The organism is Kribbella sp. NPDC050281 (genome assembly GCF_040655855.1).
Lineage (GTDB): Bacteria > Actinomycetota > Actinomycetes > Propionibacteriales > Kribbellaceae > Kribbella.
The window spans coordinates 1-25323 of record NZ_JBFAKS010000074.1; the positions used below are offsets into that span (position 1 = coordinate 1).

Consider the following 25323-nt stretch of genomic DNA (forward strand, 5'->3'; position numbering starts at 1 on the left):
CCACCGTCAGCACCCGGTTCCGGTACCGGTAGGCGACCCGGAACTCGACGTCGGCGACCGGGTTCCCGAACCCGACCCCCGCCCCCTCGCTTCGCTCGGGGGCGGGGAGAACCGAGGCGGCCAGCCGCCGTACTGGCGCTGGCCGCCGAGCTCAGGACCGCGTCCCTGCGCGGTCGCCAACCGGATCACCGAGATCTGTAGCTCAGGACTGGGTTTCGGTGCGGTTGCCGGACCATTCGAGGTGGTAGGTGCCTTCTCGGTCCACTCGCTTGTAGGTGTGGGCTCCGAAGAGGTCGCGGAGGCCTTGGATGAGGGCTGCGGGCAACCGTTCTGCGCGGAGGCCGTCGTAGTAGGACAGGGCCGCGGAGAAGCCGGGGGCGGGTACGCCGACCTGGGCCGCCGTCGCGACGACCCGGCGCCAGGACTCCTGTCCGTTGGCGACGGCTTCCTTGAAGTAGTCGTCCACCAGCAGCGAGGGCAGCGCGGGGTTCCGGTCGTACGCTTCCTTGATGCGGTCCAGGAAGCGCGCCCGGATGATGCAGCCGCCGCGCCAGATCGTCGCCATCGCACCGAGGTCGATGTCCCAGTCGTACTGCTCGCTGGCAGCCCGGATCGCGTCGAACCCCTGGGCGTAGGCCACGAGCTTCGACGAGTACAGCGCATGCCGTACGTCGTCGATGAACGCATCCCGATCGACATCGGCCTTCTCCGACGCCGGCCCCGGGAGTACGCCGGCCGCCGCGGACCGCCGTACGACGTCACCGGACAGCGACCGCGCGAACACGGCCTCGGCCATGCCGCTCACCGGGATGCCCAGGTCGAGCGCGGACTGCACGGTCCACCGGCCGGTGCCCTTCTGCTCGGCCTGGTCCAGTACGACGTCCACGAACGCACCGCCGGTGGTCGGGTCGGTCTGGCTGAGTACGTCGGCGGTGATCTCGATCAGGAACGACTCGAGGTCGCCGGTGTTCCAGTCCCGGAACACGTCGGCCAGCTCCGTCGGTGACAGCCCGAGGACGTGCCGGAGCAGGTCGTACGCCTCCGCGATCAGCTGCATGTCGGCGTACTCGATGCCGTTGTGCAGCATCTTCACGAAGTGGCCGGCGCCGTCCGGGCCGACGTGTACGCAGCAGGGCTGGTCGCCGACCTGGGCCGCGATCTTGGTCAGCATCGGCTCGAGTGCGGCGTACGACTCGACCGAGCCGCCGGGCATGATGCTCGGGCCGTTCAGTGCGCCCTCTTCACCGCCGGACACGCCGCTGCCGACGAAGTGCAGCCCCTGGGCCTGCAGGGCGTCCTGCCGGCGACGGGTGTCGAGGAAGTGCGCGTTGCCGGCGTCGACGACGATGTCGCCCTCCTCCAGCAGCGGGACGAGTTCGTCGATGACCGCGTCGGTGGCCGGACCGGCCTGGACCATGATGATGATCTTGCGCGGCCGCTCCAGCGACGCGACCAGCGCGGGAAGGTCGTCCGCGGGCACGAACTCGCCCTCGTGACCGAACTCCTGGATCAGGGCGTCGGTGCGGCCCTTCGACCGGTTGTGGACGGCGACGCGGAACCCGTTGCGCGCGAGGTTCCGGGCCAGGTTGCGGCCCATCACGGCGAGGCCGGTGACGGCGATCTGGGCTGGAGCAGAACTCATCGAATCTCCCGCAGGTCAAGGTGTGTGCGGACCCAGTCTGGCGCGCCCGGCAAGCCTGTTCGTCGGCGGGCCCGATCGGTGGACGGGGCAATTCGACGTGGCCGAGCCCTTCTCAACCGCTGTGCATCGATGGTAGACATCTGAGAAATCGATTTCCGACACCGCCGGAAGGCCGCCCAATGTTCCGTCGTGTTGCCGCGCTCGCTGTCAGCGCCTTGCTCGCTCTCTCCGCCGTGAACGCCTCGACGGCATCCGGTACGACGTACGCCGGGAACGACAACGGACCGGTCGGATGGCAGGTGTATCGCGACCTGGACCGGCTCCCCGAACTGCAGACCGGTGTCCGGACCAAACAGTTCTCCAGCTTCGGCCGGGACGGTACGAACAACGACGGGTTCGACGGCAAGTACTCCTGTCTGCGCACCACCGCCGACGGCTGCGTGATCGCCGAGGACAGCGGTCCCGGTGAGGTCGCGTCGATCTGGTTCACCCGTGATGAGGGCAATGTCAGCAAGACCGGCACGATCACCGTCGAGCTCGACGGCAAGCAGGTGCTGCACGCGTCCCTGCAGGACGTGGTCGACGGCAAGCTCGGCGCGCCGTTCACGTTCCCGCTGGTCGCGAACGGGGTCGAGACCAGCGGTGGCGTCTACATCCGGGTGCCGATGCCGTACCGCTCCTCGATGCGGATCACCACCCAGACCAACCCGTTCTTCTACCACGTCGACTACCGCCAGTTCCCCGACGCGAACGGCGTCAGCACGTTCGACCCGAGCGACAAGGCCGAGGATGTCGTCGCCCTGCTGAAGGCGGCCGGCACGAAGGACCCGAAGCCGGCCAAGCCGAACAGCAAGACCACCGCGACCTCGGTGAAGCTTGCCCCCGGCAAACGAATCACGCTGGCCGACGTCCACGATCCGGGCGAGGTCAGCGCGCTCCGGCTCAAGCTGCCCGAGATCGAAGGGCTGGACCTGCAGTCCTTCGCGGACGACGGGCGCGCGTTCGTCGGCGGCAGCAAGTTCACGATGAAGCTCGACCCGGCGAACACCGGCGTGAAGCTGATCCGCAGGATGGATCTGCGGATCGGCAACCAGCGCGCGAAGGTGCTCGTCGACGGCACCGAGGCGGGCGAGTGGGCGCCGCTGAAGGCTCAGGGCGCGCAGTGGGCGGATCAGACCGTCGACCTCCCGGCCGAACTTACTGCCGGTAAGTCCGAGATCACCATCACCAACCAGTTCGTCTCGTCCGACCTCGACTTCAACGAGTTCACCTACTGGGCCGACTCGATCGTCGGCGGTACGGCGAAGCGCACGGACACCCTCGACGTCGGTCCGGACCACGTCGCGGACGAGCAGGCGCACGGCTACGAGATCACCCAGCAGAACTGGAGCGGCTCGCACGCGATGGCGTACGCCGCCACCGAGGAAGACGCGGCCCGGGTGAAGCCGTCGGACTCGCTCCTGGCCGGCGTCCGTGTCCAGGTGACGATCGACGGCGAGAAGCGGGTCGACGCCCCGATCGGCGAGTTCTTCGGCTCGGGCCTCGGCGAGAACCCGGTCCGCTCGCTGTTCTTCGGGATGGACCCCGACGGCTGGTACTCGTCCTGGTGGCCGATGCCGTACGCCGCCCGCGCCACGGTCAGCCTGGTCAACACCTCGGCGTACCCGCTGAACGGTCAGGCCGAAGTTACTTCGAGTAAGGACGCGCGCAAGGCGGTCGACCTGGCGACGGGCAAGACCGGCTACTTCAGCGCGATCTCGCAGCGACGCGAGACCACGCAGGGCAGTGACTGGAACTTCGCCGACGTCGCCGGCCGCGGCAAGTTCGTCGGCGTCTCCCAGACCATGGAGGGATTGCTTGCCGACGGCAACACCCGCGGCTACCTCGAGGGCGACGAGCGGGTGTACGTCGACGGCGAGCGCACCCCGGCGATTCACGGCACCGGAACCGAGGACTACTACGAGTCAGGCTGGTACTTCAACGCCGGCACGTACTCGACGCCGTTCCACGGCAACTCCGCCCACGAGGTCCGGGCCGGATTCTGCGCCAACGAGTGCGACGGCGCCTGGCGGCTGCACATCACCGACTCCGTCGCCTTCCAGAACCAGCTCGACTTCGGCATCGAGCACGGCCAGCAGGACGACCACCCGGCGATCTACGGCTCGACCGCATTCCTCTACACCGCCGCGAAGTTCGGCGCCCGTGAGACCGACCGAATCGACACCGGCTCCGCGACCAGCCGCGAGCAGCACGCGTACGCCGACACCAACCCGCAGACGTACGACGTCAGCTCGGTGTACGAAGGCGATCACGACGACACGACCCTGACCGACCAGGTCCGGGCCACCACCCAACCCATCCGCTTCAGCGTCAAGACCGACCCGGTCAACCGCGGCGTGACGCTGCGCCGAACGAGCGACCAGAACGTCGCCGGCCAGTCAGCCCAGATGTTCGTCGACGGCAAGGACGCCGGCACCTGGCTGCAGCCGCTCGGCAACGATCACCAGCGCTGGCTGGACGACAACTTCCAGTTGCCTGCGGCACTCACCTTCGGCCGGACCAAGCTCGACATCGAACTGAAGCCCGCCGGCCCGAGCTGGACCGCATCGTCGTACGTCGTCCAATCGCTGGTCCTCCCGTACGACGACAAGCGCGGTCCGGCGCAGCCGACCGGACTCACAGCCACCGGCCGGGCCGACAACGCGATCAGCCTGACCTGGTCGGACGCGAGTGACGACAGCGGAATCGCGCACTACACCATCTACGGTGCGAAGGCGGGAGATGCCGAGAAGCTGATCGGCACCAGTCCGCTGCCAGGGTTCGTGCACCGCGGTCTCGGGCTGAACGAGACCTGGTCTTACCGCGTCGCCGCGGTCGACCTCGCCGGTCATCAGAGCGGCAAGTCCGCCGCCGCGCAGGGATCCACAGGCAACACGATGCGACTCGAGGGCGAGTCAATGTTGCCGCCGGTGTCGTCGACGGTGCCGGTCGACCCGCAGGGCAACTGCTGCGGCGTGAGCTGGTCGGGCGGATCGCAGGCCTGGATCCACGCCACCAAGGCCGGCGACAAGGTCGTGCTTGGCTTCAGCGTCCCGACGACCGGCTCGTACAACCTCTCGACGGTGCTGACCAAGGCGGGCGACTACGGCATCGCCGACGTACAGATCGACGGCGGCACAGCTGTGAGTTTCGACGGCTACGCCGCATCCGGAGTCAGCACGCAGCAGCTCGGCCTCGGAACGGCGCAACTTACTGCTGGTAACCACCAACTCGTCATCACCTTGACCGGCAAGAACCCAGCCGCCACCGGGTTCCTCGTCGGAGTCGACCTGCTCGATCTGGAGCTCAACTCATGATCCGCAAACTCCTCGCCGCATTGATCGGCCTCTCTGTCCTCACCGTGCCGTTGCAGTCCGCCGCATCGCCCGAGCCTGTGCGGATCACGCCGTACGTGAAGGTCGACAAGGTCGTCGCGGCCGGCGAATTCGCGAAGGTCTACGACCCGAGCGTGGGCGAGGCCGAGCCGTGGTACTACAACGACCACACTCTGGTGCAGGACCGCGCGACCGGGACCTGGCATGTGTATGCGATCACCCACGCAGAGCCGGCCAACCCGCTCGACGAGAAGAGCTTCGGCCACGCAACGGCGCCGACCCCGAACGGTCCGTGGACGAAGCAAGAGCCGGCGCTAGTCGCCGACCCGGCCGCGGGGGAGAGCCACATCTGGGCGCCGTACGTCATGTACGACGAGGGCACCTACTACATGTTCTATGCCGCCGGTACGCCGGACCACACGGCGTACCGGATGCATCTGGCGACGTCGACCGATCTCGTGCACTGGACCCGTGATGCGGCCAACCCGCTGTTCACCGATGGCTTCGACGGACGTGACCCGATGGTGCGCAAGGTCGGCGACCAGTGGGTGATGTACTACACCGCCAACTCGACGCCGGCCGGCGGGAACCACATCGTTGCCTACCGCACCAGTACCGACCTCAAGCACTGGAGCGACCGCCGGACAGCGTTCCAGCACCCGTCGACCGGGACGTTCGGTGGCCCGACCGAGTCGCCGTTCGTCGTCCAGCGTGGAACGGATTGGTACCTGTTCGTCTGCTGTGACGGTGGCTACGAGTCGACAAAGGTCTACAAGAGCGAGGATCCGCTGCACTTCACCATCGATCAGCTCGCCGGTACGATCCCGGCGCACGCGGCCGAGGTCGTGCAGGACGGCCAGGACTGGTACGTCACCGGAGCTGGCTGGGGGAAGGGCGGCCTGTTCATCGCGCCGCTCGACTTCGCCGAGCTGCAGGTGACAAAGGGCCGCGTGGTGACCACCAACCACTACCGAGCGACCATCGAGACCAGCCCCCGAGCAGCACTCACTGGTCTGGACGTCGACCCAACCGGGCGCCGAAACTACCGCCCAGCGCTGGACTCGACCGGACGCTCGACCGCGCCCTACCTGGCGGTCGGGAACTTCGGCGCCACCGACCTCAGCGGCCCGGCTGCCCACGTGGACGCGCGCCGAACGTCGTTGACGCTACGCGGCATCCCCTTCGGCGATGAGCCGGTCGCCGCGGACTGGACATTCGACTTCGGCCCGACAACGTTCGACACCCGGCTCGCCTGGACGGTCAAGGCACCAACGAACGCACCCGTCTGGGAGGTCGCGCTGAACGTCGACTCCGCATTGCCCGACCAAGGTGACCCCGGCGGCTTCGGCCGCGACGGCGACGTCGCAGGACTGCCTCGATGGTCGATGGCGACAGCCCCCGGCCTCAGCGTGGTGACGGCGTACCGGCCGGGCTCGGCCTGGTCCGAGGACAACCACTGGTACGACCCGTCGAACGGCGGGGTCGCCTGGCAACCACTCTGGCAACCGGGCGGACGCGCGCTCCCACCAGGGAAGTACGACGGCGGCCGCTGGCGTCTCGGTTTCTCCGGCACCGAGCGGGACGTGGCCTTCGCGGATTCCCTGGCCGCTAGTGTCGGTACGTGACCACGCTCAGCCTGGATCCCCGCAGTACTGCCCTCGTCCTGATCGATCTGATGCCGCGGATCATCGCGCTCGACACAGCACCGTTGGCCGGACCGATGGTGCTCGAGCGATGCGTGGCGCTGGCGAAGGCGACGCGGTCGGTCGGCGGGCTGGTGGTCAACGTCCGGGTCGAGCGGCCGGGGCTGGACGCGCAGCCGGAGGGGAGTGGGCTCGCACCAGATCTCGACCCGCAGCCGGGTGACCTCGAGATCGTGAAGCGAACGATCGGAGCCTTCGGCCGGACGGGTCTGGACGACGAACTGCGATCGCGCGGGATCGAGACCGTGGCGCTGGCCGGGATCGCGACCAACTTCGGCGTCGAGTCGACCGGCCGGGCCGCGGACGATCTCGGGTACAACACCGTCTACCTCACCGACGCGATGACCGGCCTCGACCAGCAGGCCCACGACTTCGCGGTGTCCTATATCTTCCCGCGCTTGGGCACTGTCTGCACCGGGACCGAGTACGTCGCAGCGCTCAGCCCCGCCTAGTGCCTGGATCGAGGTAGTGCAGGCGGCGCCAGATCGCCTCGGAGACCTCGGGGAGCAGGTCGTTCGCGTGCTGATTGAGCTGCCAGTGCGTGTTCGAGGCGCGGTCGACGGCTACGGCGCATTCGGCCAGCCAGCGTTCGGCGCTCTGCTCGGCGGCTCGCGGCAGGGCGCCGTACATCGCGGCGAGGCCCAGGATCACGCTGTCCCCGAGGACCCGGTTGGTCAGATCGTGGCCGGTCATGGCGTGGTACTGCGCGATGAACGGCGCGAGCACGGCCAGTGCCCGCGTGCGCGGATGACGGGACAGCCAGAACTGCCGCACCCGGTCCAGCAACTGGTTCACCGCGAGACCTCCTCACCGCGACGCTACCCGCTCCAGTGCGCCTACGCGAACAGCCCTGCGTTCTCGCGAACCCAGTCCTGCAACGTGCGCGGCACTCGCCCGGTCACCTGCCGGACCGTCTCGTTGACCGTCGTCTCGTCAATGATCCCGTCCCCGAAGAAGCCCTCGATCGCCTCGGCGTACGGCGCAGGCATCGAGGCCTGCAGCTCGTCATGCGTCTCCGCCCGGCTCATCGGGTACGCCGTCAACCCCCGGCCGATCGCCTCGGCCAGGATCTCCACCTGCTGCGGCGGAGTGAGTGCGACCGGACCGGTGAGGCGCAGGATCGCCCCAGCCTGGTCATCGGCAGTGAACGCACGGACGGCCACGTCCGCGATGTCCTGCGGATGGATCGTCGCGATCGGTACGTCGGGGAACTGAACCCGCACCACATCACCGGCGCGGATCTGATCAAGCCAGCGGAGCGTGTTGGACATGAACGAGTTCGGCCGCAGGAACGTCCACTCCAGACCGGATGCCCTCACCGCCTCCTCGGCCGCCTGGTGATACCCGGCGATCGCGTTCGACGTATCGCTGCCGGCCAGCGAACTGCTCGACAGCAGCACGACCTTCCGCACTCCCGCCCGGACCGCGTTCGCGAGCAATTCCTGGACCCGGTCGTAACCGCTGAGCAGGAAAATCCCTGACACCCCGTCCAGTGCGTCGGCGAACGAGTCCGGCTTGTTCAGATCGCCGTGCACGGGATTGATCCCGCTCGGCAGGGGTGTGTCGGACCGGATCAGCGCCCGGCCAGCGATCCCCTCGGCTGCCAGCGACTGCACCACCGCACCGCCCGCGTTACCGCTCGCGCCGGTCACCAGGATTGTCATGCGCACCACCCCTTCGGCTCGAGGCGACAGCCTGTCACATGAACCGGATTGCTCGCTGATCCGTACAGCAAGGCAACGAAAGGGGACCAGGATGAGCGGCACCGACCTCGCATGCGGCACCGGGCTGACCGAGAACAGCCTGTATCGGTACGACGACTGGCTGCTCCGGGCAGCCGCCATCCGGGACGGTGATCGCGTTCTCGACATCGGCTGCGGAACCGGCGGTACGACGCGCGCCGCCGCCTGGCTCGCGGGTTCCGGCGCCGCCGTCGGCGTGGACCTCTCGGAGCAGGCGCTGGCGGAGGCGACCCGTCGTGCGGAGGAGACCGGCGCGGTCACTGCGACGTTCGTGCCGGCCGACGCACAGGTGCATGCCTTCGAGACCGAGACCTTCGATGTCCTCCTCAGCCGCACCGGCTGCACGGACTTCGCCGACCCGATCGCGGCCTTCACCAATCTCGCGCGAGCGCTGCGTCCGGGCGGGCGCGTCGCACTCCTGGTCTGGCAAGCGCCCAGCCGGAACCCGTGGTACGCCGAACTCACCACCGGCACCACGCCGCCGCTCGACGTACCCGGTCCGTTCGCGTTCGCCGACCCTGCACGGGTCGCGCACATCCTTACCACCGCAGGCTTCCGTACGCCTGAATGCGAATCCCTGCAGGAGCGCATCCAGGTCGGCCCGGGTCTCGACTACCCGTCGGCCGCCTGGCTCGTCACCACCCGCAAGCCCGCATAGCCGCGACCGCGGCCTGGAGTTCGGTGCGCGGGTCGTCCGCGTGGTAGACGCGTTCGTCCGGCTCGATGTTGTCGAGGAACCGCTGGTACATGACCGCCCCGACCAGACGTCCGAGCACCGTCATCGGCTGCAGTGCCCGGAACGGTTCGCTGTTCGGGATCCGGCGCTTCCAGGCCGCCGACCAGACCTCGACCGCGTGATCGCCCTGTGCCTGCGGCATCCATCCGCGGAGCCGTTGGATGTCGATGGCCGGATGGCCGACGAAGCTGTCCGCCCAGTCGACGATCGCCCGGTTGGTGCCGTCCGAACGCCAGTTGCCCGGATGGAAGTCGCCGTGTACGAGCGTGATCGGCAGACCCGACGCATCCAATTCGGACAGGACGCCGGGCAGCTTCGTCAGCAGCTCCTCAACGGCGAGCGCGTCATCACCGGGCAGCGCGACGATGGTCAGCAGCCGGGACACTTCATCCGCCAGGTGCTCCGGTCGCAGTACCGGCGCGTCGAGCTCGTCCACCTCCGCCGCAAGCTCGGCTTGTACGTCGACCCACCGGCTGACCACGTCCTCGATCGTCGGCGGATCCGGCTGCCAGCAGTCGACCCCGGGCGCGTGGGCGAGCAGGGACCAGCGGTCGCCGGCCGACGTACCGAGCACAGTCGGTGCGAGTTGAGCGTCGTACCGGTGGATGTGATCAATGATATCGGCGTCGATACTGCAGAACCGGCTCGTCGCCTTCGCCCAGGCACCCGGGAAGCGGATCAGACAGGACAGGTTCCACGTCTTGACCTGGACCGGATCGAGCGGGCCGATGATGCCTCGCGCCCACTCGATCAGCCGGCCCGGTCCGTCCACCTCGGCCCACGTCGCCCGGAGCGGATCGGGTGCGACGATCGCGTCCCATCCGTCGTACGGCGTCTCGTCCAGTACGCCGGCGCGCGGTTCGCCCAGCGCCTGCACGTGATAGACGACCCGGCCACCGCGACCGACCACCGCTTCGTCCGCGTGCACGAGCCGTAGCACCATGGTCCGGACGCTGAGGAGCTGGTCGAGCTGCCGGGTCACGCCCTCGACCTCGGACCACCACGCCGGCTCCACCTCGAACGCCGGCACCCGGCCCGCGTAGCGCTGCCCGACGCTGACCAATGCCTCGACCGTCTTCGTCTCCACGTGATCAGTGTCGTCTGACCCGGTGCCATGTGCGTGCGCCGGATTTGATCACCACGCCGGCGCCCAGGTCGACGGCCTCCGCCGGGTCGTCCGCCCGGGTGCCGTCGATGGTGACGGCGCCCTGCCGGATCAGCCGCCGGAGCTCGGAGTTGCTGTCGCCGGGCCGGATCGCGCGCAGGAGGTCGAGCGCAGTCGTCACAGTGCTGTCGACGACGATCTCCGGAATGTCCTCGGGCTGATTGCGGTCGGAGAACGTCCGCCGGAACGCCTCCAGTTCGGCCTTCGCCGTGCCGGCGCCGTGGTAGCGCGTCACCACGGCAGCAGCCAGGCGGAGCTTGGCGTCGCGGGCCTGCGGACCGCCGTGTGCGGCTGCGGCGCCGAGTGCGGCGACCGTGTCCATCGGGAGTTCGGTGTAGACGCGGGCGTACGGCTCGACCAGGTCGTCCGGGATGCTCATCAGCTTGCCGAACTTCTCCCGCGGCGGGTCCGTCAGCCCGACGTAGTTGTTCAGCGACTTCGACTGCTTCGCCCGTCCGTCGAGACCCGGCGTGATCGTGGTCGTGATCACCACCTGCGGCGGCGCGCCCAAGCGCTGCTGGAAGTGCCGGCCGAGCTGCTCGTTGAACAGCTGGTCCGTGCCGACGATGGTCAGATCGCTCTGCATCGCGAAACTGTCGTAGCCCTGCAGCACCGGGTACACCAGCTCGTGGACCGCGATCTCCCGCCCGGCCGCGACCCGCTCCCGGAACATGTCCCGCGCCATCAGCTGGGCATGCGTGACCTGCGCGAACAGACCGAGCAGCTCCGCCACCCGCATCCCGTCGTACCACTCGGAGTTCCGCCGTACTTCGAACACCGCGGGATCCGTCCGCAGTACCAGTGACACCTGCTCGAGGAACGACGTCGCGTTCACCTCGATCTCCTCCGGCGTCAGCACCGGCCGGGTCTCGGACCGCCCGGTCGGGTCGCCGACGCGGGTGGTCAGGTCGCCGAGCAGGAACACGACCTGGTGGCCGAGGTCCTGCAGTTGCCGCATCATCCACAGGTTGACCGCGTGGCCCAGATGCAGATCCGGTGCGGTGCAGTCGACGCCGTACTTGATCCGCAACGGCCGCCCGGACGTCAGTCGTTCACGCAGGTAGGCCTCGCCGACGATGGAGTCGGTGGTACGGCGTAATCGGTCGATCACCGTGGTCGGGTCGTTCATGAGGGCCCTCTCAGCAGGTCTGGAGGCACCTCGCGACGACAGCGCCTCCGGCAACGGAAAGAGGCAGGAACCCGGTCGGTTCCTGCCTCGGAGGCTCTGGGTGGAGCGAGTTGTGGGGACTACCGAATGCCGGCCCCTCCCAGAGCCGGTCGATATGCCACGCGTCGCTTGATCACGGCGTCAGAGTAGCACCGGCGCATTGGGCCCGCAGCCGGGTATCCGCCTACCCTCGGGGGGTGACGGTGGAGCGAGTGGTGCTGCTGGACGATGCCGGCCGGGCGATCGGGACCGAGGCCAAGGCAACGGTGCACCACTCCGCGACCCCGCTGCACCTGGCGTTCTCGAGCTACGTGGTCGACGACGCCGGTCGAGTGTTACTGACCCAGCGCGCCCTGACCAAGCCGACCTGGCCCGGGGTTTGGACCAACAGTTGCTGTGGGCATCCACTTCCTGGAGAACCGGTCCCGGACGCGGTACGGCGCCGGCTCGCCGACGAGCTGGGGATCGTGGCGGACGGCGTCGAGCTGGTGCTGCCTGAGTTCCGCTACCGCGCCGAGATGCCGACGGGCGTGGTGGAGAACGAGATGTGCCCGGTGTACCGGGTCCGGTGGTCCGGCGATCCCACGCCCGATCCCGCGGAGGTGGCGTCGTACCGCTGGGTCGAATGGTCCGACATGCGCGACGTACCGGGCCTGTCGCCGTGGTGCCTGCTGCAGTTGGACGAGCTCAACGGGGCGCCAGGGGAGTGGACCGTCGGGGATCCTGCGCTCCTGCCACCTGCTGCGCGGTCATGAGCTGAGGTCGCGGTCGAGCAAGTCCGCGTGCAGGGCAACCGCGGTGGTGCTCGCGTGCCCGGCAGCGCCGATCGCGAAGAGGGCGGGGACGGCCGTCGTACCGACCGCGTAGACACCAGGGATGCTGGTCCGTCCGGAGCTGTCGACGGCGACCGCGCCGTCCACTACGTCGCAGCCGAGGTTCACCGCGAGATCACTCTGCTGATGCTGCCGGACGACCACGAACACAGCCCGTGGAAGCAACGTGTCACCGCCCTTCAGCAGCACGCGTACGTCGTTCTCCGCTGGCTGAACGGCCTCGACTCGCTCCGTGCGAATCGTCACGCCGGCTTTGTCGAGCTTGGTCAGGTGATCGGCGCCGAGTTCGTCGCCGTCGGTGCACAGGACGACGTCGTTGCTCCACCTGCTGAGTAACAGCGCCCGGGCAACCGAGCGGTCCGGCAGCCCGCGCATCCCGAGCTGCACGAGCGGCTCGTCACGGACCTCCCAGCCATGACAGTGCGGACAGGCAACAACCGATCGACCCCACGACTCCCACACACCCGGCACATCCGGCAGCTCGTCCCGGAGCCCGGTCGCCAGCACCACGGACCGCACCCGCTCACCCTCGACGCCGAAACGGTCGCCGTCAGCGGTCACGTCCTCGACCCGCGTGTCCCGCACCTCGACGTCGTACTCCCGGAGTTGCCGGCGCCCCAGCGCGAGCAACTCGCCCGGTGCGGTGTCCTCGACGCCGAGGAAGTTGTGGACGTGCTCGGCCGTCCGGTTCCGCGCCTTCCCGTCGTCGAACAGCACAACTCGCCGCCGCGCCCGTCCCAAGGTCAGGGCCGCCTGCAGACCCGCCACACTTCCACCGATCACCGCTGTGTCGATCACACCGCCATCTTGCCGCTGCCTCCACGATTCGAGAAGAACTGGCTCAAATAACGAGACGATGAAATCGAGTGCGCACCAGGTCCGGGTAGGGCAAGGTGGGGGCATGGGTGAGATCGTGATCCGGCCGGTCGAGTCGGAGCGGGACTACGAGGACTGGCGTGCGGTGCGGCTCGCGGTGCAGCCGTACGAGCGGTGCCCGAGTGTGGCCGAGCTGCAGAAGATGGACAAGCCCGGGCGGCTGATGGTGCTGGCCGTGATGGACGATGCGGTCGTCGGCTGTGGGGTGTCGGATCGCTCCAACGAGGCGACTCGTGCGGCTCTCAAGCCGCGGGTCCGGCCCGAGGCGCGCCGGCAGGGCGCGGGCACCGAGCTGCTGCGTGCGCTGACCGAGCATGCCGTTGCCCACGGCCATCAATTCGCCGGCTGCTCGGTCGACGACGAGGAGTCGCTCGCGTTCGCCGATCACTTCGGTTTCACCGAGGTGAACCGCCAGGTCGAGCAGCTCCGCCGGATCGGCACCGAGCCGTGGCCGGAGCAGCCGACGGCGTACCGGATCGTGACCGTGGCCGAGCGGCCCGAGCTCTGGGCGAAGGCTTACGAGCAGGTGGCGGTGCCGACCCTTCCCGACCTGGATGTGCCGGCACCGATGGACGTCTCGGCCGAGGAGTGGGAGACCGAGTGGATCAACGACCCGGCGGCGATGTTCCTGGCCGTCGTCGATGACGACGTGATCGGGGTCGCCGGGTTGATGCTCGACACCGACCAACCGCAGCGGGCTGAGGTCGCCTACACCGCCGTCCATCCGGACTGGCGCGGCAAGAGCGTCGCCGCGACCTTGAAGCGGACGAGTATGGCCTGGGCGGCCGAGCACGGGATCACCGAGATCTACACCTGGACCCAGCGCGGCAACGAGAACATGCGCCGGCTGAACGAGCACCTCGGGTTCACCTACGGCATCGTGAGCGTCGATGTCAAGGCGAAGCTACCGCTGCAGTTCGCGGAGTAGCTCCGGGCCGGGCCAGGGGTGGTGGTTGGTCTCGGCCTTGTGGATCAGCTCGATCAGCTTGGCGTTGACCGGAGCTCTGCGGCCGAGGGACTCCGCCAGGCGGACGACCTCGCCGTTCAGGTAGTCGATCTCGGTCGGGCGGCCGGCTTTGAGGTCTTCCCACATGGAGGTTCGGGCGAGCGGGTCGATCGCGAGGACCGAGCCGGCCAACCGGCGGAACAGGAAGTCGGGCAGGCGGAGGACCGCCGGGAAGCGGCGCATCGGCACCGCCAGGATCCGGGCCGGTTCGATGCCGTGCGCAGCGAGGAGGGCGAGTGACTCGGCCTGAGCCGCGGCGAGGCAGCGGCGGTACGCGCGCTGGGACAGCTCCTCGCGCAGCGGGAGATCCGAGAGCGCGTTGATCGGGTTGTTGAGGTTGAGCAGGAGCTTCGACCACTGCACCGGCAGGATGTCGTCATGCTGCTTCAGCGGCAGCCCCGCTCGCGCGAAGTCCTCGACGTACGGCGCCAGGCCCGGATGGCTTTGGACGTCGAGCGCACCCGCGGTGCCCTGGTGGAAGACTCCCTCGCCACGGTTCAGCACGTTGAACGGAACCATCCCGGGCACCACGACCTGGTCCGTAAGCCGCTCCCGCAGGACGTCACCGTTGCGGAGGCCGTTCTGGAAGCTGACCACGATCGCGCCCGGCTTGAGCACACCGGCCAGCTCGGCGGCCGCGGTCCCGGTCGCCGCCGACTTGACCGTCAGCAGGACCAGATCCGCCGCTCCCGCCGCCGCGGGCGAGGTCTCGTAGCGAACATCGGCAACCCGGAGATCAGCACCCAGGTAGTCGGTCAGTCGTAGCCCATGGACCGCGACCTCGGCCGCCATTCGCGGCCGCCCGACGAAGACCACGTCGGCCCCGCCCGCGAGCAGCCGTCCGCCCACGTAGCAGCCGATCCCGCCCGCGCCGTACACCACGATCGACACGGCACCACCGTACCGAAGGACAGGAGGTAGTCAGTACTGACCGGCGCGGTTCCGCTTGGCCCACCCCTGAAAGGCCAACCAACCGGCCACTACCTCCTGTCCTCCGGTACATCTAGTGGAGTCGAACCCGCGGATCCAGGAAGGCGTAGGCGATGTCGACCAGGATGTTCGCGACCACGACGGCGGCGGAGGCGAACAGGACGATCCCGATGATGACCGGGAGGTCCTGCTGGTTGATCGCCGTCACCGCGGTCTGCCCGAGGCCGGGCAGGCTGAACACGGTCTCGATGACGACGACGCCGCCGATCAGCTGACCCAGATCGATGCCGAACTGCGTGACCACCGGAGTCAGCGCGCTGCGCAGACCGTGCCGAACGATCACCCGGCTCTCCCGGATGCCCTTCGAGCGAGCGGTCCGGATGTAGTCCTCGCCGAGGACGTCGAGCATCGAGCCGCGGGTCAGCCGGGTGTAGGTGGCCGCCAGCAACAAAGCCAGAGCCACCCACGGCAGCAACAGGTGCTGGAACCAGGCGCCGGCCCCGGCGCTCAGTGGGGAGTACCCACCTGCCGGGAACCAGTGGAATCCGGCCAGCGTCAGCCGGAAGTACAGGAAGTACAGCAACAGCAATCCGAGCAGGAACGACGGGAACGAGTAGAAGAACAGCGAGAACAGCGTCAGCCCGCGATCGGCCAGCGACCGTGGATGCACCGCGGAGATGACCCCGTTGAAGACGCCCAGCAGCAACCACAGTACGGCGGCTCCGAGCGCCAGCGAGACCGTGATCGGCAACGCGGTCCCGATGATCGTGGTCACCGGCACCTGGTGGTAGTAGTCGTACCCGAGGTTGCCGTGCAGCGCGTTCTCGACGAAGTGCAGGTACTGCTTCCACACCGGCAGGTCCAGCCCGAGCCGGTGCTTGATCAGGTCAACGGTCTCCGGCGTCGCCTGCCGGCCGGCCAGCGTCTGCGCGACGTTGCTCGGGGCAACGAAGAACAGGGCGAACACGGCCACCGTGATGAGCCAGAGGACCAGGAGTCCGTGACCCAGCCGGCGGAGGAGGAAAACAGCCATCACTAGGTCCGATCTGCGCGGGGGTCGAAGGCGTCCCGGACCCCGTCACCGAACAGGTTGAACGCGAGCGTCGTGATCAGCAGCGCCAGGCCGGGGAAGAGGATGAACCACCACGCGGTCGTGTAGTAGTTCTGCGAGGCGCTGATCATTCCGCCCCAGTCGGCCGTTGGCGGCGGCAGTCCGAGCCCGAGGAACGACAACGTCGCCTGGGTCACGATCACCACCGGGATCAGCAGCGTGGTGTAGACGATCACCGGCGCCAGCACGTTCGGCAGTACGTCGACGAACATGATCCGCCCGTCGCCCGCCCCCAGCGACCGGGCCGCCTCGACGAACTCGCGTTCGCGCAGCGAGAGCACCTGCCCACGCACGATCCTGGCCACCGAGGCCCAGCTGAAGAACCCGATCACCAGCACGGTCACGGTCAGGCTCGGCCCGGTGACCGACACCAGCGCGATCGCCACCAGCAGGAACGGCACGGACAGGACGACGTCGATCAGCCGCGCGAGCACCGTGTCGACGACCCCGCCGAGGAACCCGGCCGCGAGCCCGAGTACCACGCCGATCGCGACGGTGATCGCGGTCGCGATGACGCCGACCAGCAGCGAGACGCGAGCGCCGTACGCGATCCGGACCAGGATGTCCCGGCCGAGGTCGTCGGTGCCGAGCCAGAACGTCCCGTTCGGCCCGCGCGGCAACCCGTCCGGGGTCAGCCCGATGTCGCGGTACTGCTCGTTCGGCGGATGACCGGTGATCGCGGCGAAGACCGGCGCGAGGACCGCCATCAGCACGATCAGCACGATCACGACCAGCGAGATCATCGCGACCTTGTCCTTGCGCAGCCGTCGCAACGCCAGCACGAACGGACTGCGGCCCTCGATCGCCTTGGGCTCGTCAAGGACATCGACCATCTCGATGGCCGTGGTCATGATGCCTTCAGGTCCGGTACGGCGGTCGACAGGTCTTCGCCGATCGTCAGCGGATGGAAGCAGGCGGTCCGGTGGTCGTGCTGGTCGTCGAGGACGGAGATCAGTGGCGGCTCGCCCGCGGCGCAGTCGGCGCGCGCCTTCGGGCACCGCGTGTGGAACCTGCACCCCTCCGGCGGGTTCGTCGCGGCGGGGATGTCGCCACCGAGGATGATCTGCTCACGGCTGTCGGCCGTGTCCGGATCGGCCACCGGCAACGCGGACAACAGCGCCCGCGTGTACGGGTGACGCGTCTGCCCGAACAACTCGTGCGTCGGCGCCAGCTCGACGATCTTGCCCAGGTACATCACCGCGATCCGGTCACTCACGTGCCGGACCACGGACAGGTCGTGCGAGATGAACACATAGGTCAGGTCGAACTCCTTCTGCAGATCGGCCAGCAGGTTGATGATCTGCGCCTGGATCGACACGTCCAGCGCCGACACCGGCTCGTCGCAGATCACCAGCTTCGGCCGCAGCGCCAGCGCTCGGGCGACGCCGATCCGTTGCCGTTGGCCACCGGAGAACTCGGCCGGGAACCGGTTGTAGTGCTCGGGGTTCAGCCCGACCAGCTCCATCAGTTCCTGGACCTTCTTCTTCCGTTCCGGCCCGGACGCGATGCCGTGGATGGCGAACGGGTCACCGATGATCGAGCCGACCCGGCGGCGCGGGTTCAGCGAGCCGTACGGGTCCTGGAAGATCACCTGCACCTCGCGGCGTACTGGTCGCATCGCCCGCCGCGACAGCGTGCTGATCTCCTTCCCGTCGAACCAGACCGAGCCCGAGGTCACGTCGTACAGGTGGGCCATGCAGCGGGCCAGCGTCGACTTGCCGCAACCGGTCTCGCCGACCAGCCCGAGCGTCTCGCCCTTGCGCACCTCGAGAGAGACCCCGTCGACCGCATGGACCACCTCCTTCGAGTGGGTCGGGAACTCCTTACGGACGTCGTCGACTTTCAGCAGTACGTTGCTCATCCACGTCCTCGCTTCGCTCCGGGCGCGGATGAGGCTCCGAGCGTGCTGTGCTTTCTGATGAACTCGCTTCGCTCGTTCATGACGCGATCGCCTCGCTCACGGTGTGGGGCAGCCAGCAGGCCGACTGATGCCGCGGGTCGCCACCGACGTCGGCCAGCGGCGGCGCCTCGGTGTGGCACTTGTCGAACACGTGCGGGCAGCGGGCGGCGAACGGGCACCCCGCGGGCAGGCTGATCAGGCTCGGCGGACTGCCGGCGATCGGGGTCAACCGGTCGCCGCTGCGGGCCGGCAGCGATGCCAGCAGGCCTTGGGTGTACGGGTGGTGGTTGCGGTAGAAGATGTCGCGGCGCGGTGCCCGTTCCATCACCGCGCCGGCGTACATGACGACCACCTCGTCGGCCATCTCCGCCACCACGCCGAGGTCGTGGGTGATCAGGATGATCGCCGTACCGAACTGCTGCTGCAGGCGGCGCATCACGTTCAGCACCTGGGCCTGCACGGTCACGTCGAGCGCGGTCGTCGGCTCGTCCGCGATCAGCAGCGCCGGGTCGAGCGCCATCGCCATCGCGATCATCACCCGCTGCCGCATCCCGCCGGAGAACTGGTGCGGGTAGTCGTCGATCCGCTCCGACGCCCGCGGGATGCCGACCAGGGTGAGCAGCTCGGCGGCCCGTTGCCGGGCCGCCTGCTTGCTGATCACGGTGTCGTGCGCCCGGATCATCTCGACGATCTGCCAGCCGATCCGGTACTGCGGGTGCAGGCTGGACAGCGGGTCCTGGAAGATCATCCCGATCTGTGCCCCGCGCAACCTGCGCAGGGTCGACTGGTCCGCGCTGATGAGATCCGTCCCGTCGAAGAACGCCGTACCGGACACCTGGGCGCCGCGGGTCAGACCGGTGATGGTCTGGGTGGCGACGCTCTTGCCCGACCCGGACTCGCCGACCACCGCCAGCGTCTGTCCGGCCTCGACGTCGAACGACAGGCCCCGGACGGCGCGGACGGTGCCGTCCGGGGTGTCGAAGGAGACCCGAAGATCCCTTACTTCAAGCAGGGCCATGAGGTTCAGCCGCCCTGCTTGTCCTTGGACAGCCACACGTTCGTCGGGTCGTAGTTCTGCATCGACGGCACGTAGACGGCGTTGTGGACCTGCGTGGCGTGGTAGTTCGCCTGCTTGTTGTTGGTGAGCGGGTAGAACGCGGCCTGGTCCATCACCCGGGCGTCGGCCTTGGCCCACAGCTCGGCGGCCGCGTCCGTGGTCGGTGCCGCGATCGCCTGCTGGATCAGGTCGTTGGTCTCCGGGTCGTTGTAGAGGCCGAAGTTGCTGCCCACCGGCGGGAACGACGGCTCACCGGAGAACAACGGGTTGAAGAACGACAGTGCCGCGTTGCCGTACCAGTCGGCGCCCCAGCCGGCCAGCGACAGGTCCCAGACACCGCGCCGGGCGACATCCGGCACCTGCAGGTACTTCACGTAGAAGTCCGCGTTCGGCGACGGTACGCCGGTGACGGTGATGCCGGCCTTGGACAGGTCCTGCTGGATCGTCTGGAAGCCCTTGCTGCTGCCCTCGGTCGCGTTGCGGTAGAGGAACTTCAGCGTCAGATGCGGGAACCCGGCCTCGGTGAGCAGTTGCTTGGCCTTCTCCGGGTCGTACGGGTACGGGTCGATCTGCTTCGAGCCGGTGATGACGTCCGGCAGTACGTGCGTGAGCGGCGGGTTCAGCGTCTTGCCGCCGAGCACCTGCAGGACATGGTCCCGGTTGATCGCGTAGCTGATCGCCTGCCGGACCTTCGGGTTCTCCAGCGCCTTGTTGTTGTTCGGCGAGACGGTGTTGTAGACGACGTACGGGTTCGAGCTCGCGGTGTCGCCGATGGTCAGGTTCGGGTCCTTCTTGGCCTGCAGCGCGGGCAGTTGCGACGGCGGCGGTGCGACGTCGAACTCCATGTCGGCGGTCGGCGTACCGGTCTGCAACTGCTGCTGGATCGAGTCCTGGGTGACGGTCTCGTTCACCACGATCTTGTCGACGTAGGCCTTGCGGACCGGGTCGGTGGCCGCGTCCCAGGCGGGGTTGCGCGAGTAGTTGATCGACTTGGTCGGAACCCACGAGTCGACCTTGTACGGACCGTCGGACGGGAAGTGGTTGCCGAGCTCGGTGCTGGCTGGAAGGTAATTCAGCGACTCCACCGGGGCCGGCGAGAAGGCCGGCAGCGTCAGCATGTCGACGAAGTACGTCGCCGGCTGGGTCAGGTGGAAGACGACGGTGGTGTCGTCCTTCGCGACCACACCGGGCAGCGCCGTCTTGTCGATGTACTCCTGGATCCCGGCGACCGTCTTCGGCGCCTTGGCGAAGCCGGCGGCGAACGCCTTGTAGCCGTCGATCAGGTTGGCGAAGTCCGGGATGCCGCCGAACGGCTGTACCGGGTTCGCGGTCCGCTTGACGCCGCGGACCACATCGGCGGCCGTCACCTGGCGGGCCGGGGACGTGCCCCATTTCGCGCCGGGCCGGATCTTGATCGTGTACGTCTTGCCGTCCGCGCTCAGCCCGCCGTTCGCGGCGGTCGGGATGTCGGTGGCAAGGTCCGCGACCGGTGCGGTGTTCTTGCCACCTGGCTCCGCGGGGTACGTGAACAGCTGCCGGCTCCACATCCGCAGGTTCAGGTAGCCGACCGAGTAGTAGCTGATGTTCGGATCCATGTAGTCGACGTCGCCTGCCCCGAGCATGTTCAGGGTGCCACCGCTGACCGGTGTGGCTGCGTCACCTCCGGATCCGGACGGTGATCCACCACCGTTGCTGCATGCGGCGAGCGCGACGAGCGCCGCCACGGCGGCAAGGGATACTGCCGCCAGCCGTCTTCTGGCCATTGGTCCTCCTCCGGGACTCGATAGCGCCGAAGCTAGGACCGTGGCGCCGACCCCGGAGGCTGGGTTACCGAAGCGTCAAGAGGTTGTCACCCGGGGCCCGCACGAACATGACGGATTCATGACAGCCGTAACCGGCGCGCGCTCCGGTGGTGCGGGACACTGGGTCCGTGCCACACAGCCTGTTGCTGGTCGACGACGAGCCGCGCATCCGCCGGGTGCTGCGGCTCGCCTTGGAGGACGAGGGGTACCAGGTCGCCGAGGCGGCCAACGGGTACGACGCTCTGGTCGCGCTGCGCCGGGAACCACCGGACGTGGTGCTGCTGGATCTGATGCTGCCGGACCGGGACGGATTCACGGTCTGCCGGGAGATCCGCCGCGCCAGCGACGTGCCGGTCATCATGGTGACCGCGCGCACCGACAGTCACGACGTGGTCGCCGGGCTGGAGGCCGGTGCCGACGACTACGTGACGAAACCGCTCGTTGCCAAGGAGTTGTCGGCCCGGATCCGGGCGCTGCTGCGCCGGGTGGAGCCGGCCAATGCCCGCCAGCCCGACGTACTCGTGGTCGGCGACCTCACGATCGACGTCCCCGGGGCGGAGGTGACCCGCGGCGATTCGGTGCTGCCGCTGACCCGGACCGAGTTCAAGCTCCTCGCCGAACTGGCCGGCGCAGAGGGCAAGGTGCTGAGCCGTGAGCAACTGCTGTCCAAGGTGTGGGGCTACGGGTACTTCGGTGACAGCCGGATCGTCGATGTACACATCCGCCGGCTGCGGCTGAAGATCGAGCACGACCCGGCCAGTCCGAAGCATCTCGTCACCGCCCGCGGCCTGGGCTATCGACTGGTGAGCTGACGTTGCGGCGACGGCGACTGGGGCGGCGATGGCGCCGGACGGGTCTCAGGCCCGGCCTGCGCGGGCGCGTGATGGTGGCCTACGGCCTGCTCGCGCTCGGACTGTCGTCTGTGCTGGCGCTGGTGACCTGGGGCGTCGTCTCCGACTACCTCACCGAGCAGCGCGAGTCCTCGGCGATGGTCGAGACGGCCGACAACGCAGCCGCATTCCACTACGGGCTGTTCGGCGCGCCACAGCCGTGCCGGCCGGTGCGTGAGCAGGCCGAGTGCGGCAGCCTGACGCCGAACCCGGATGTCAGCGTGACGAATCTGCTGACCAGCCTGCCATCCACGGACGCCGCAGCTTCGATGGTCTACTACGACGACACCTGGTACTCCCTGACCGGGAAGCCGTCGGACCTGCCGATCGATCTCGTCACCACGGTCCGCAACGGTACGGCGGCGAGCCGCCGGCTCACCGTGGGCGGGCAGCACGTGCTGGCGGTCGGCGTACCGATGAAGGTGCCGGGTACGGCGTTCTTCGAGTGGCACCCGCTGGCGAGTCTCGACGGGACGCTGCGGACGTTGAAGATCACGCTCGTCGCGGCGGCGATCGTGACCGCGATGATCGGCCTGGCGGTCGGGCGGCTGGCGAGCACGCTGGCGCTGCGGCCGCTGGCGGCGCTGACCAAGGTGGCGGATGCGGTGGCGCGCGGGCGGCTGGATGCGCGGCTGGAGGCGGAGAACGACCGCGACCTGGGCGGGCTGGCGCGATCGTTCAACCAGACCGCGGCGGATCTGGAACGGCGGGTGGCGGCGGACGCGCGGTTCGCGGGTGACGTGAGCCATGAGTTGCGTACGCCGTTGATGACGATGCTCAACTCGATGCAGTTGATCCAGAACCATCGGGCCGAACTGCCCTCGGCGGTGCGTGAGCCGGTCGAGTTGCTCGGCGACGACCTGGACCGGTTCCGGCGGCTGGTGATCGATCTGCTGGAGATCTCGCGGGACGACGGTGGTGATCAGGGCAGTCGGGAGATCGTGCGGATCGCCGACCTCGTCCGGGCTGCGGCGGATGCGACGGCCGGGCGTGAGGTGACCACGGTGGCTCCGGACGCCGAGGGGCTGACGCTGCAAGCGGACAAGCGCCGGCTCGAGCGGGTGATCGCGAACCTGGTCGAGAACGCCGAAGACCACGCCGGCGGCTGCAAGGGTGTCGGCGTCGAGGCCGGTGGACTCGGCGTGATCATCACGGTCGACGACGCCGGTCCCGGGATCGCGCCCGAGGACCGCGAACGCATCTTCCAGCGCTTCGGCCGCGGCGAGACCAGCGGCCGGGGCCGCGGTGTAGGCCTCGGCCTGGCCATCGTCGCCCGCCACGTCCAATGGCACCAAGGCACCATCCAGGTCACCACCCACCCCTCCGGCGGCGCCCGCTTCGTAGTAGAACTCCCCGCCAAACCCACCTGACCCACCAGCCCTCCGCCCCACCTGCGCGGTTAATCGGATGACGTGGCGGGGGGTGGTGGGTATTTTGGGTTTATGGCTACTTGCCTCTGTGTCTAGCTGCGGGACCCGCTTCCGTACCTGAAGTGCGTCCCTTGGCTATCACGGAGAGTAACCATCATGATCACCGTCAACGGTGTAGACATTCGCGTCGGCGCCCATCTGCTGCTGTCCGACCTGTCGTTCCACGTCGGCCCCGGCGACCGCATCGGGCTCGTCGGCCGTAACGGCGCCGGCAAGACCACCTTGCTGAAGACGCTGGCCGGCGAAGACCGCCCGGCCACCGGGACCATCAGCGTGTCCGGCTCCATCGGCTACCTGCCGCAGGACCCGCGCGCAGCTGACCCCGCCGTCACGGTCACGGACCGGATCCTGTCCGCCCGTGGCCTGGACGTCGCCGTCCGCAAGCTGCGCGACGCCGAGGCCGCGATGAGCACTGCTACCGGCGACGCGCAGGAGCGCGCGATGGCGGCGTACGCGCGGGCCGAGGCGCAGTTCCAGGCCGGCGGCGGGTACGCGGCCGAGGCGGAGGCGGCCCGGCTGGCGGCCGGCGTCGGCCTGCCGAACCGCGCCCTCGAGCAGCCCGTCGGCGAGCTGTCCGGCGGCCAGCGCCGTCGCGTCGAGCTGGCCCGGATCCTGTTCGCGCAGCACGACACGCTGCTGCTCGACGAGCCGACCAACCACCTCGACGCCGACTCGGTGCTGTGGCTGCGTTCGTTCCTGCTGTCGTACCCGGGCGGCCTGATCGTGATCAGCCACGACCGCGAGTTGCTCAAGGCAACCGTCAACCGGGTCTTCCACCTGGATCCGCTGCGGGTCACGATCGACATCCACAACACCGGCTGGACGAAGTACCTCGAACAGCTGGAGACCGACGAGCGTCGCCGTACCCGGGAGCGCAACACCGCCGAACGCAAGGCCGCGGTCCTGCACACCCAGGCGCAGAAGATGCAGGCGAGCGCGACGAAAGCCGTTGCCGCGCGCAACATGGCGCGGCGGGCGGACAAGCTGCTCTCCGACCTCGAGCCGGTACGCCGGGCCGCGCGAGTGGCCCGTATCCGGCTGCCCGCTCCGGCGCCGTCGGGGAAGACACCGCTGACCGCCGTCGGACTCAAGAAGGCGTACGGCGGACTCCAGGTGCTGAATGGCGTCGACCTCGCCATCGACCGGGGGAGCCGGGTCGTGGTTCTCGGGCTGAACGGCGCGGGCAAGACCACCCTGCTCCGGCTGCTCGCGGGCCGGGAGGAGCCGGACGAGGGCCGCGTCGTGCCCGGTCACGGGCTGCGGCTCGGGTACTTCGCCCAGGAGCACGACACCCTGGACCTGGCCGGCACAGTTCGGCAGAACCTTGCGTCGGTCGCTCCCGGGCTGACCGACGGCGAGGTCCGGAACGTGCTCGGTTCGTTCCTGTTCAGCGGTGACGACGCGGACAAGCCGGCCCACGTGCTGTCGGGCGGGGAGAAGACCCGCCTGGCACTCGCCGGGCTGGTCCACTCCGGTGCCAACGTGCTGCTGCTGGACGAGCCGACCAACAACCTGGACCCGGCCTCCCGGGACGAGGTCCTGGGCGCGGTCGGCAGCTACCCGGGCGCGATCGTCATGGTCACCCACGACGAGGGTGCCATCGAGGCCCTGCAGCCAGACCGGGTCCTGATCCTCCCGGACGCCAGCGAGGACCTCTGGTCCGACGACTACCTAGACCTGGTCTCACTGGCCTGACCCCACCCCACCCCACCCCCGCCCCAGCCCCGCCCCATCTGGTGGGCTGACCCAGTCGTCGGTGGGTTGGCCAACCGCGTGCCGTTGGCCAACCCACCATCTCGTGGGTCAACCCATCGGACGGGGGCTGGGGGTCAACCTGGCCCGACCCCCGCCCCATCTGGTGGGCTGACCCAGCCGCCGGTGGGTTGGCCACCCGCGTGCCGTTGGCCAACCCACCATCTCGTGGGTCAACCCATCGGACGGGGCTGGGTGGGGCCAAC

21 protein-coding genes are annotated in these 25323 nt (G+C 68.7%); 9 read left to right on the top strand and 12 right to left on the bottom strand.

Features of this window, described 5'->3' with window-relative positions:
- Positions 1-202 precede the first annotated feature (202 nt).
- Positions 203-1642 (bottom strand): NADP-dependent phosphogluconate dehydrogenase, encoded by a 1440-nt coding sequence (gene gndA / locus AB0I34_RS42855; RefSeq protein ID WP_360458046.1) that lies wholly within the window; start codon positions 1640-1642, stop codon positions 203-205.
- A 179-nt stretch (positions 1643-1821) separates the two neighbouring features.
- Between gndA and AB0I34_RS42860 the strand changes: the two genes are divergently transcribed.
- Genes AB0I34_RS42860 through AB0I34_RS42870 form a run of 3 tightly spaced genes read left to right on the top strand, consistent with a single transcriptional unit; the run spans position 1822 to position 7171 of the window.
- Positions 1822-4998, top strand: coding sequence for a DUF2961 domain-containing protein (locus tag AB0I34_RS42860; RefSeq protein ID WP_360458049.1), 3177 nt, complete (start codon positions 1822-1824; stop codon positions 4996-4998).
- Complete coding sequence (locus tag AB0I34_RS42865; protein WP_360458052.1) at positions 4995-6641, top strand: family 43 glycosylhydrolase; 1647 nt, start codon at positions 4995-4997, stop codon at positions 6639-6641. Before AB0I34_RS42860 ends, AB0I34_RS42865 begins: the two co-directional genes overlap by 4 nt.
- Positions 6638-7171, top strand: a complete 534-nt coding sequence (locus tag AB0I34_RS42870; protein WP_360458055.1) for an isochorismatase family protein — start codon at positions 6638-6640, stop codon at positions 7169-7171. The genes AB0I34_RS42865 and AB0I34_RS42870 overlap by 4 nt, the downstream gene beginning before the upstream one ends.
- On the opposite strand, the gene AB0I34_RS42875 is transcribed toward AB0I34_RS42870, so the two are convergent.
- Positions 7158-7514, bottom strand: a complete 357-nt coding sequence (locus tag AB0I34_RS42875) for a hypothetical protein (RefSeq protein WP_360458058.1) — start codon at positions 7512-7514, stop codon at positions 7158-7160. The two genes, AB0I34_RS42870 and AB0I34_RS42875, sit on opposite strands and share 14 nt — an antisense overlap.
- Before the next feature lie 41 nt (positions 7515-7555).
- Positions 7556-8383: an NAD(P)H-binding protein gene (locus tag AB0I34_RS42880; RefSeq protein WP_360458061.1), complete on the bottom strand. Its 828-nt coding sequence runs from the start codon at positions 8381-8383 to the stop codon at positions 7556-7558.
- A 91-nt stretch (positions 8384-8474) separates the two neighbouring features.
- On the opposite strand from AB0I34_RS42880, the gene AB0I34_RS42885 reads away from it, so the two are divergent.
- Entirely contained in the window at positions 8475-9119 is a 645-nt protein-coding gene (locus AB0I34_RS42885) for a methyltransferase domain-containing protein (protein ID WP_360458064.1), read from the top strand.
- Here the strand turns inward: AB0I34_RS42885 and AB0I34_RS42890 are convergent.
- Together AB0I34_RS42890 and tyrS are read right to left on the bottom strand one after the other, a co-directional pair.
- Positions 9097-10284 carry an aminoglycoside phosphotransferase family protein gene (locus AB0I34_RS42890; protein ID WP_360458067.1) on the bottom strand — a complete coding sequence of 396 codons (1188 nt, stop codon included), beginning with the start codon at positions 10282-10284 and terminating at the stop codon, positions 9097-9099. The two genes, AB0I34_RS42885 and AB0I34_RS42890, sit on opposite strands and share 23 nt — an antisense overlap.
- A 4-nt stretch (positions 10285-10288) precedes the next feature.
- Positions 10289-11491 (bottom strand): tyrosine--tRNA ligase, encoded by a 1203-nt coding sequence (gene tyrS, locus AB0I34_RS42895; protein ID WP_360458070.1) that lies wholly within the window; start codon positions 11489-11491, stop codon positions 10289-10291.
- 236 nt (positions 11492-11727) lie between these two features.
- Here tyrS and idi point away from each other — a divergent pair, with 236 nt between their 5' ends.
- Positions 11728-12285 (top strand): isopentenyl-diphosphate Delta-isomerase, encoded by a 558-nt coding sequence (idi, locus tag AB0I34_RS42900; protein WP_360458073.1) that lies wholly within the window; start codon positions 11728-11730, stop codon positions 12283-12285.
- On the opposite strand, the gene AB0I34_RS42905 is transcribed toward idi, so the two are convergent.
- Entirely contained in the window at positions 12280-13161 is an 882-nt protein-coding gene (locus AB0I34_RS42905) for an NAD(P)/FAD-dependent oxidoreductase (protein WP_360458076.1), read from the bottom strand. The two genes, idi and AB0I34_RS42905, sit on opposite strands and share 6 nt — an antisense overlap.
- Positions 13162-13264: 103 nt before the next feature.
- On the opposite strand from AB0I34_RS42905, the gene AB0I34_RS42910 reads away from it, so the two are divergent.
- On the top strand, positions 13265-14167 hold the full coding sequence (locus tag AB0I34_RS42910; RefSeq protein ID WP_360458079.1) for a GNAT family N-acetyltransferase: 903 nt from the start codon (positions 13265-13267) through the stop codon (positions 14165-14167).
- On the opposite strand, the gene AB0I34_RS42915 is transcribed toward AB0I34_RS42910, so the two are convergent.
- The 6 genes from AB0I34_RS42915 to AB0I34_RS42940 form a co-directional block, all read right to left on the bottom strand.
- Positions 14144-15136, bottom strand: a complete 993-nt coding sequence (locus AB0I34_RS42915; protein WP_360458082.1) for a 2-dehydropantoate 2-reductase — start codon at positions 15134-15136, stop codon at positions 14144-14146. The genes AB0I34_RS42910 and AB0I34_RS42915 overlap by 24 nt on opposite strands.
- A gap of 112 nt (positions 15137-15248) precedes the next feature.
- Positions 15249-16208 carry an ABC transporter permease gene (locus AB0I34_RS42920; protein ID WP_360458085.1) on the bottom strand — a complete coding sequence of 320 codons (960 nt, stop codon included), beginning with the start codon at positions 16206-16208 and terminating at the stop codon, positions 15249-15251.
- A gap of 2 nt (positions 16209-16210) precedes the next feature.
- Positions 16211-17137: an ABC transporter permease gene (locus AB0I34_RS42925; RefSeq protein ID WP_360458088.1), complete on the bottom strand. Its 927-nt coding sequence runs from the start codon at positions 17135-17137 to the stop codon at positions 16211-16213.
- Positions 17134-18147: an oligopeptide/dipeptide ABC transporter ATP-binding protein gene (locus AB0I34_RS42930; RefSeq protein WP_360458091.1), complete on the bottom strand. Its 1014-nt coding sequence runs from the start codon at positions 18145-18147 to the stop codon at positions 17134-17136. Before AB0I34_RS42930 ends, AB0I34_RS42925 begins: the two co-directional genes overlap by 4 nt.
- Positions 18148-18223: 76 nt before the next feature.
- Positions 18224-19204, bottom strand: coding sequence for an ABC transporter ATP-binding protein (locus AB0I34_RS42935; RefSeq protein ID WP_360458093.1), 981 nt, complete (start codon positions 19202-19204; stop codon positions 18224-18226).
- 5 nt (positions 19205-19209) lie between these two features.
- Positions 19210-21006 (bottom strand): ABC transporter substrate-binding protein, encoded by a 1797-nt coding sequence (locus AB0I34_RS42940; protein ID WP_360458095.1) that lies wholly within the window; start codon positions 21004-21006, stop codon positions 19210-19212.
- Between the two features lie 167 nt (positions 21007-21173).
- On the opposite strand from AB0I34_RS42940, the gene AB0I34_RS42945 reads away from it, so the two are divergent.
- The 3 genes from AB0I34_RS42945 (at position 21174) to AB0I34_RS42955 (ending at position 25060) form a co-directional block, all read left to right on the top strand.
- Positions 21174-21857 carry a response regulator transcription factor gene (locus tag AB0I34_RS42945; RefSeq protein ID WP_360458098.1) on the top strand — a complete coding sequence of 228 codons (684 nt, stop codon included), beginning with the start codon at positions 21174-21176 and terminating at the stop codon, positions 21855-21857.
- A 71-nt stretch (positions 21858-21928) separates the two neighbouring features.
- Positions 21929-23305, top strand: a complete 1377-nt coding sequence (locus AB0I34_RS42950; RefSeq protein WP_360458101.1) for a HAMP domain-containing sensor histidine kinase — start codon at positions 21929-21931, stop codon at positions 23303-23305.
- Between the two features lie 156 nt (positions 23306-23461).
- Complete coding sequence (locus AB0I34_RS42955; protein ID WP_360458104.1) at positions 23462-25060, top strand: ABC-F family ATP-binding cassette domain-containing protein; 1599 nt, start codon at positions 23462-23464, stop codon at positions 25058-25060.
- Positions 25061-25323 lie beyond the last annotated feature (263 nt).

Excerpts from the sequence above, each read along its gene's own strand:
- AB0I34_RS42910 (WP_360458079.1), top strand. The coding sequence starts at position 13,265 with ATGGGTGAGATCGTGATCCGGCCGGTCGAGTCGGAGCGGGACTACGAG.
- AB0I34_RS42940 (WP_360458095.1), bottom strand. The coding sequence starts at position 21,006 with ATGGCCAGAAGACGGCTGGCGGCAGTATCCCTTGCCGCCGTGGCGGCG.
- AB0I34_RS42865 (WP_360458052.1), top strand. The coding sequence starts at position 4,995 with ATGATCCGCAAACTCCTCGCCGCATTGATCGGCCTCTCTGTCCTCACC.
- AB0I34_RS42950 (WP_360458101.1), top strand. The coding sequence starts at position 21,929 with ATGGTGGCCTACGGCCTGCTCGCGCTCGGACTGTCGTCTGTGCTGGCG.
- AB0I34_RS42925 (WP_360458088.1), bottom strand. The coding sequence starts at position 17,137 with ATGACCACGGCCATCGAGATGGTCGATGTCCTTGACGAGCCCAAGGCG.
- AB0I34_RS42930 (WP_360458091.1), bottom strand. The coding sequence starts at position 18,147 with ATGAGCAACGTACTGCTGAAAGTCGACGACGTCCGTAAGGAGTTCCCG.
- AB0I34_RS42880 (WP_360458061.1), bottom strand. The coding sequence starts at position 8,383 with ATGACAATCCTGGTGACCGGCGCGAGCGGTAACGCGGGCGGTGCGGTG.
- AB0I34_RS42860 (WP_360458049.1), top strand. The coding sequence starts at position 1,822 with ATGTTCCGTCGTGTTGCCGCGCTCGCTGTCAGCGCCTTGCTCGCTCTC.
- gndA (WP_360458046.1), bottom strand. The coding sequence starts at position 1,642 with ATGAGTTCTGCTCCAGCCCAGATCGCCGTCACCGGCCTCGCCGTGATG.
- tyrS (WP_360458070.1), bottom strand. The coding sequence starts at position 11,491 with ATGAACGACCCGACCACGGTGATCGACCGATTACGCCGTACCACCGAC.
- AB0I34_RS42935 (WP_360458093.1), bottom strand. The coding sequence starts at position 19,204 with ATGGCCCTGCTTGAAGTAAGGGATCTTCGGGTCTCCTTCGACACCCCG.
- AB0I34_RS42955 (WP_360458104.1), top strand. The coding sequence starts at position 23,462 with ATGATCACCGTCAACGGTGTAGACATTCGCGTCGGCGCCCATCTGCTG.
- AB0I34_RS42920 (WP_360458085.1), bottom strand. The coding sequence starts at position 16,208 with ATGGCTGTTTTCCTCCTCCGCCGGCTGGGTCACGGACTCCTGGTCCTC.
- AB0I34_RS42885 (WP_360458064.1), top strand. The coding sequence starts at position 8,475 with ATGAGCGGCACCGACCTCGCATGCGGCACCGGGCTGACCGAGAACAGC.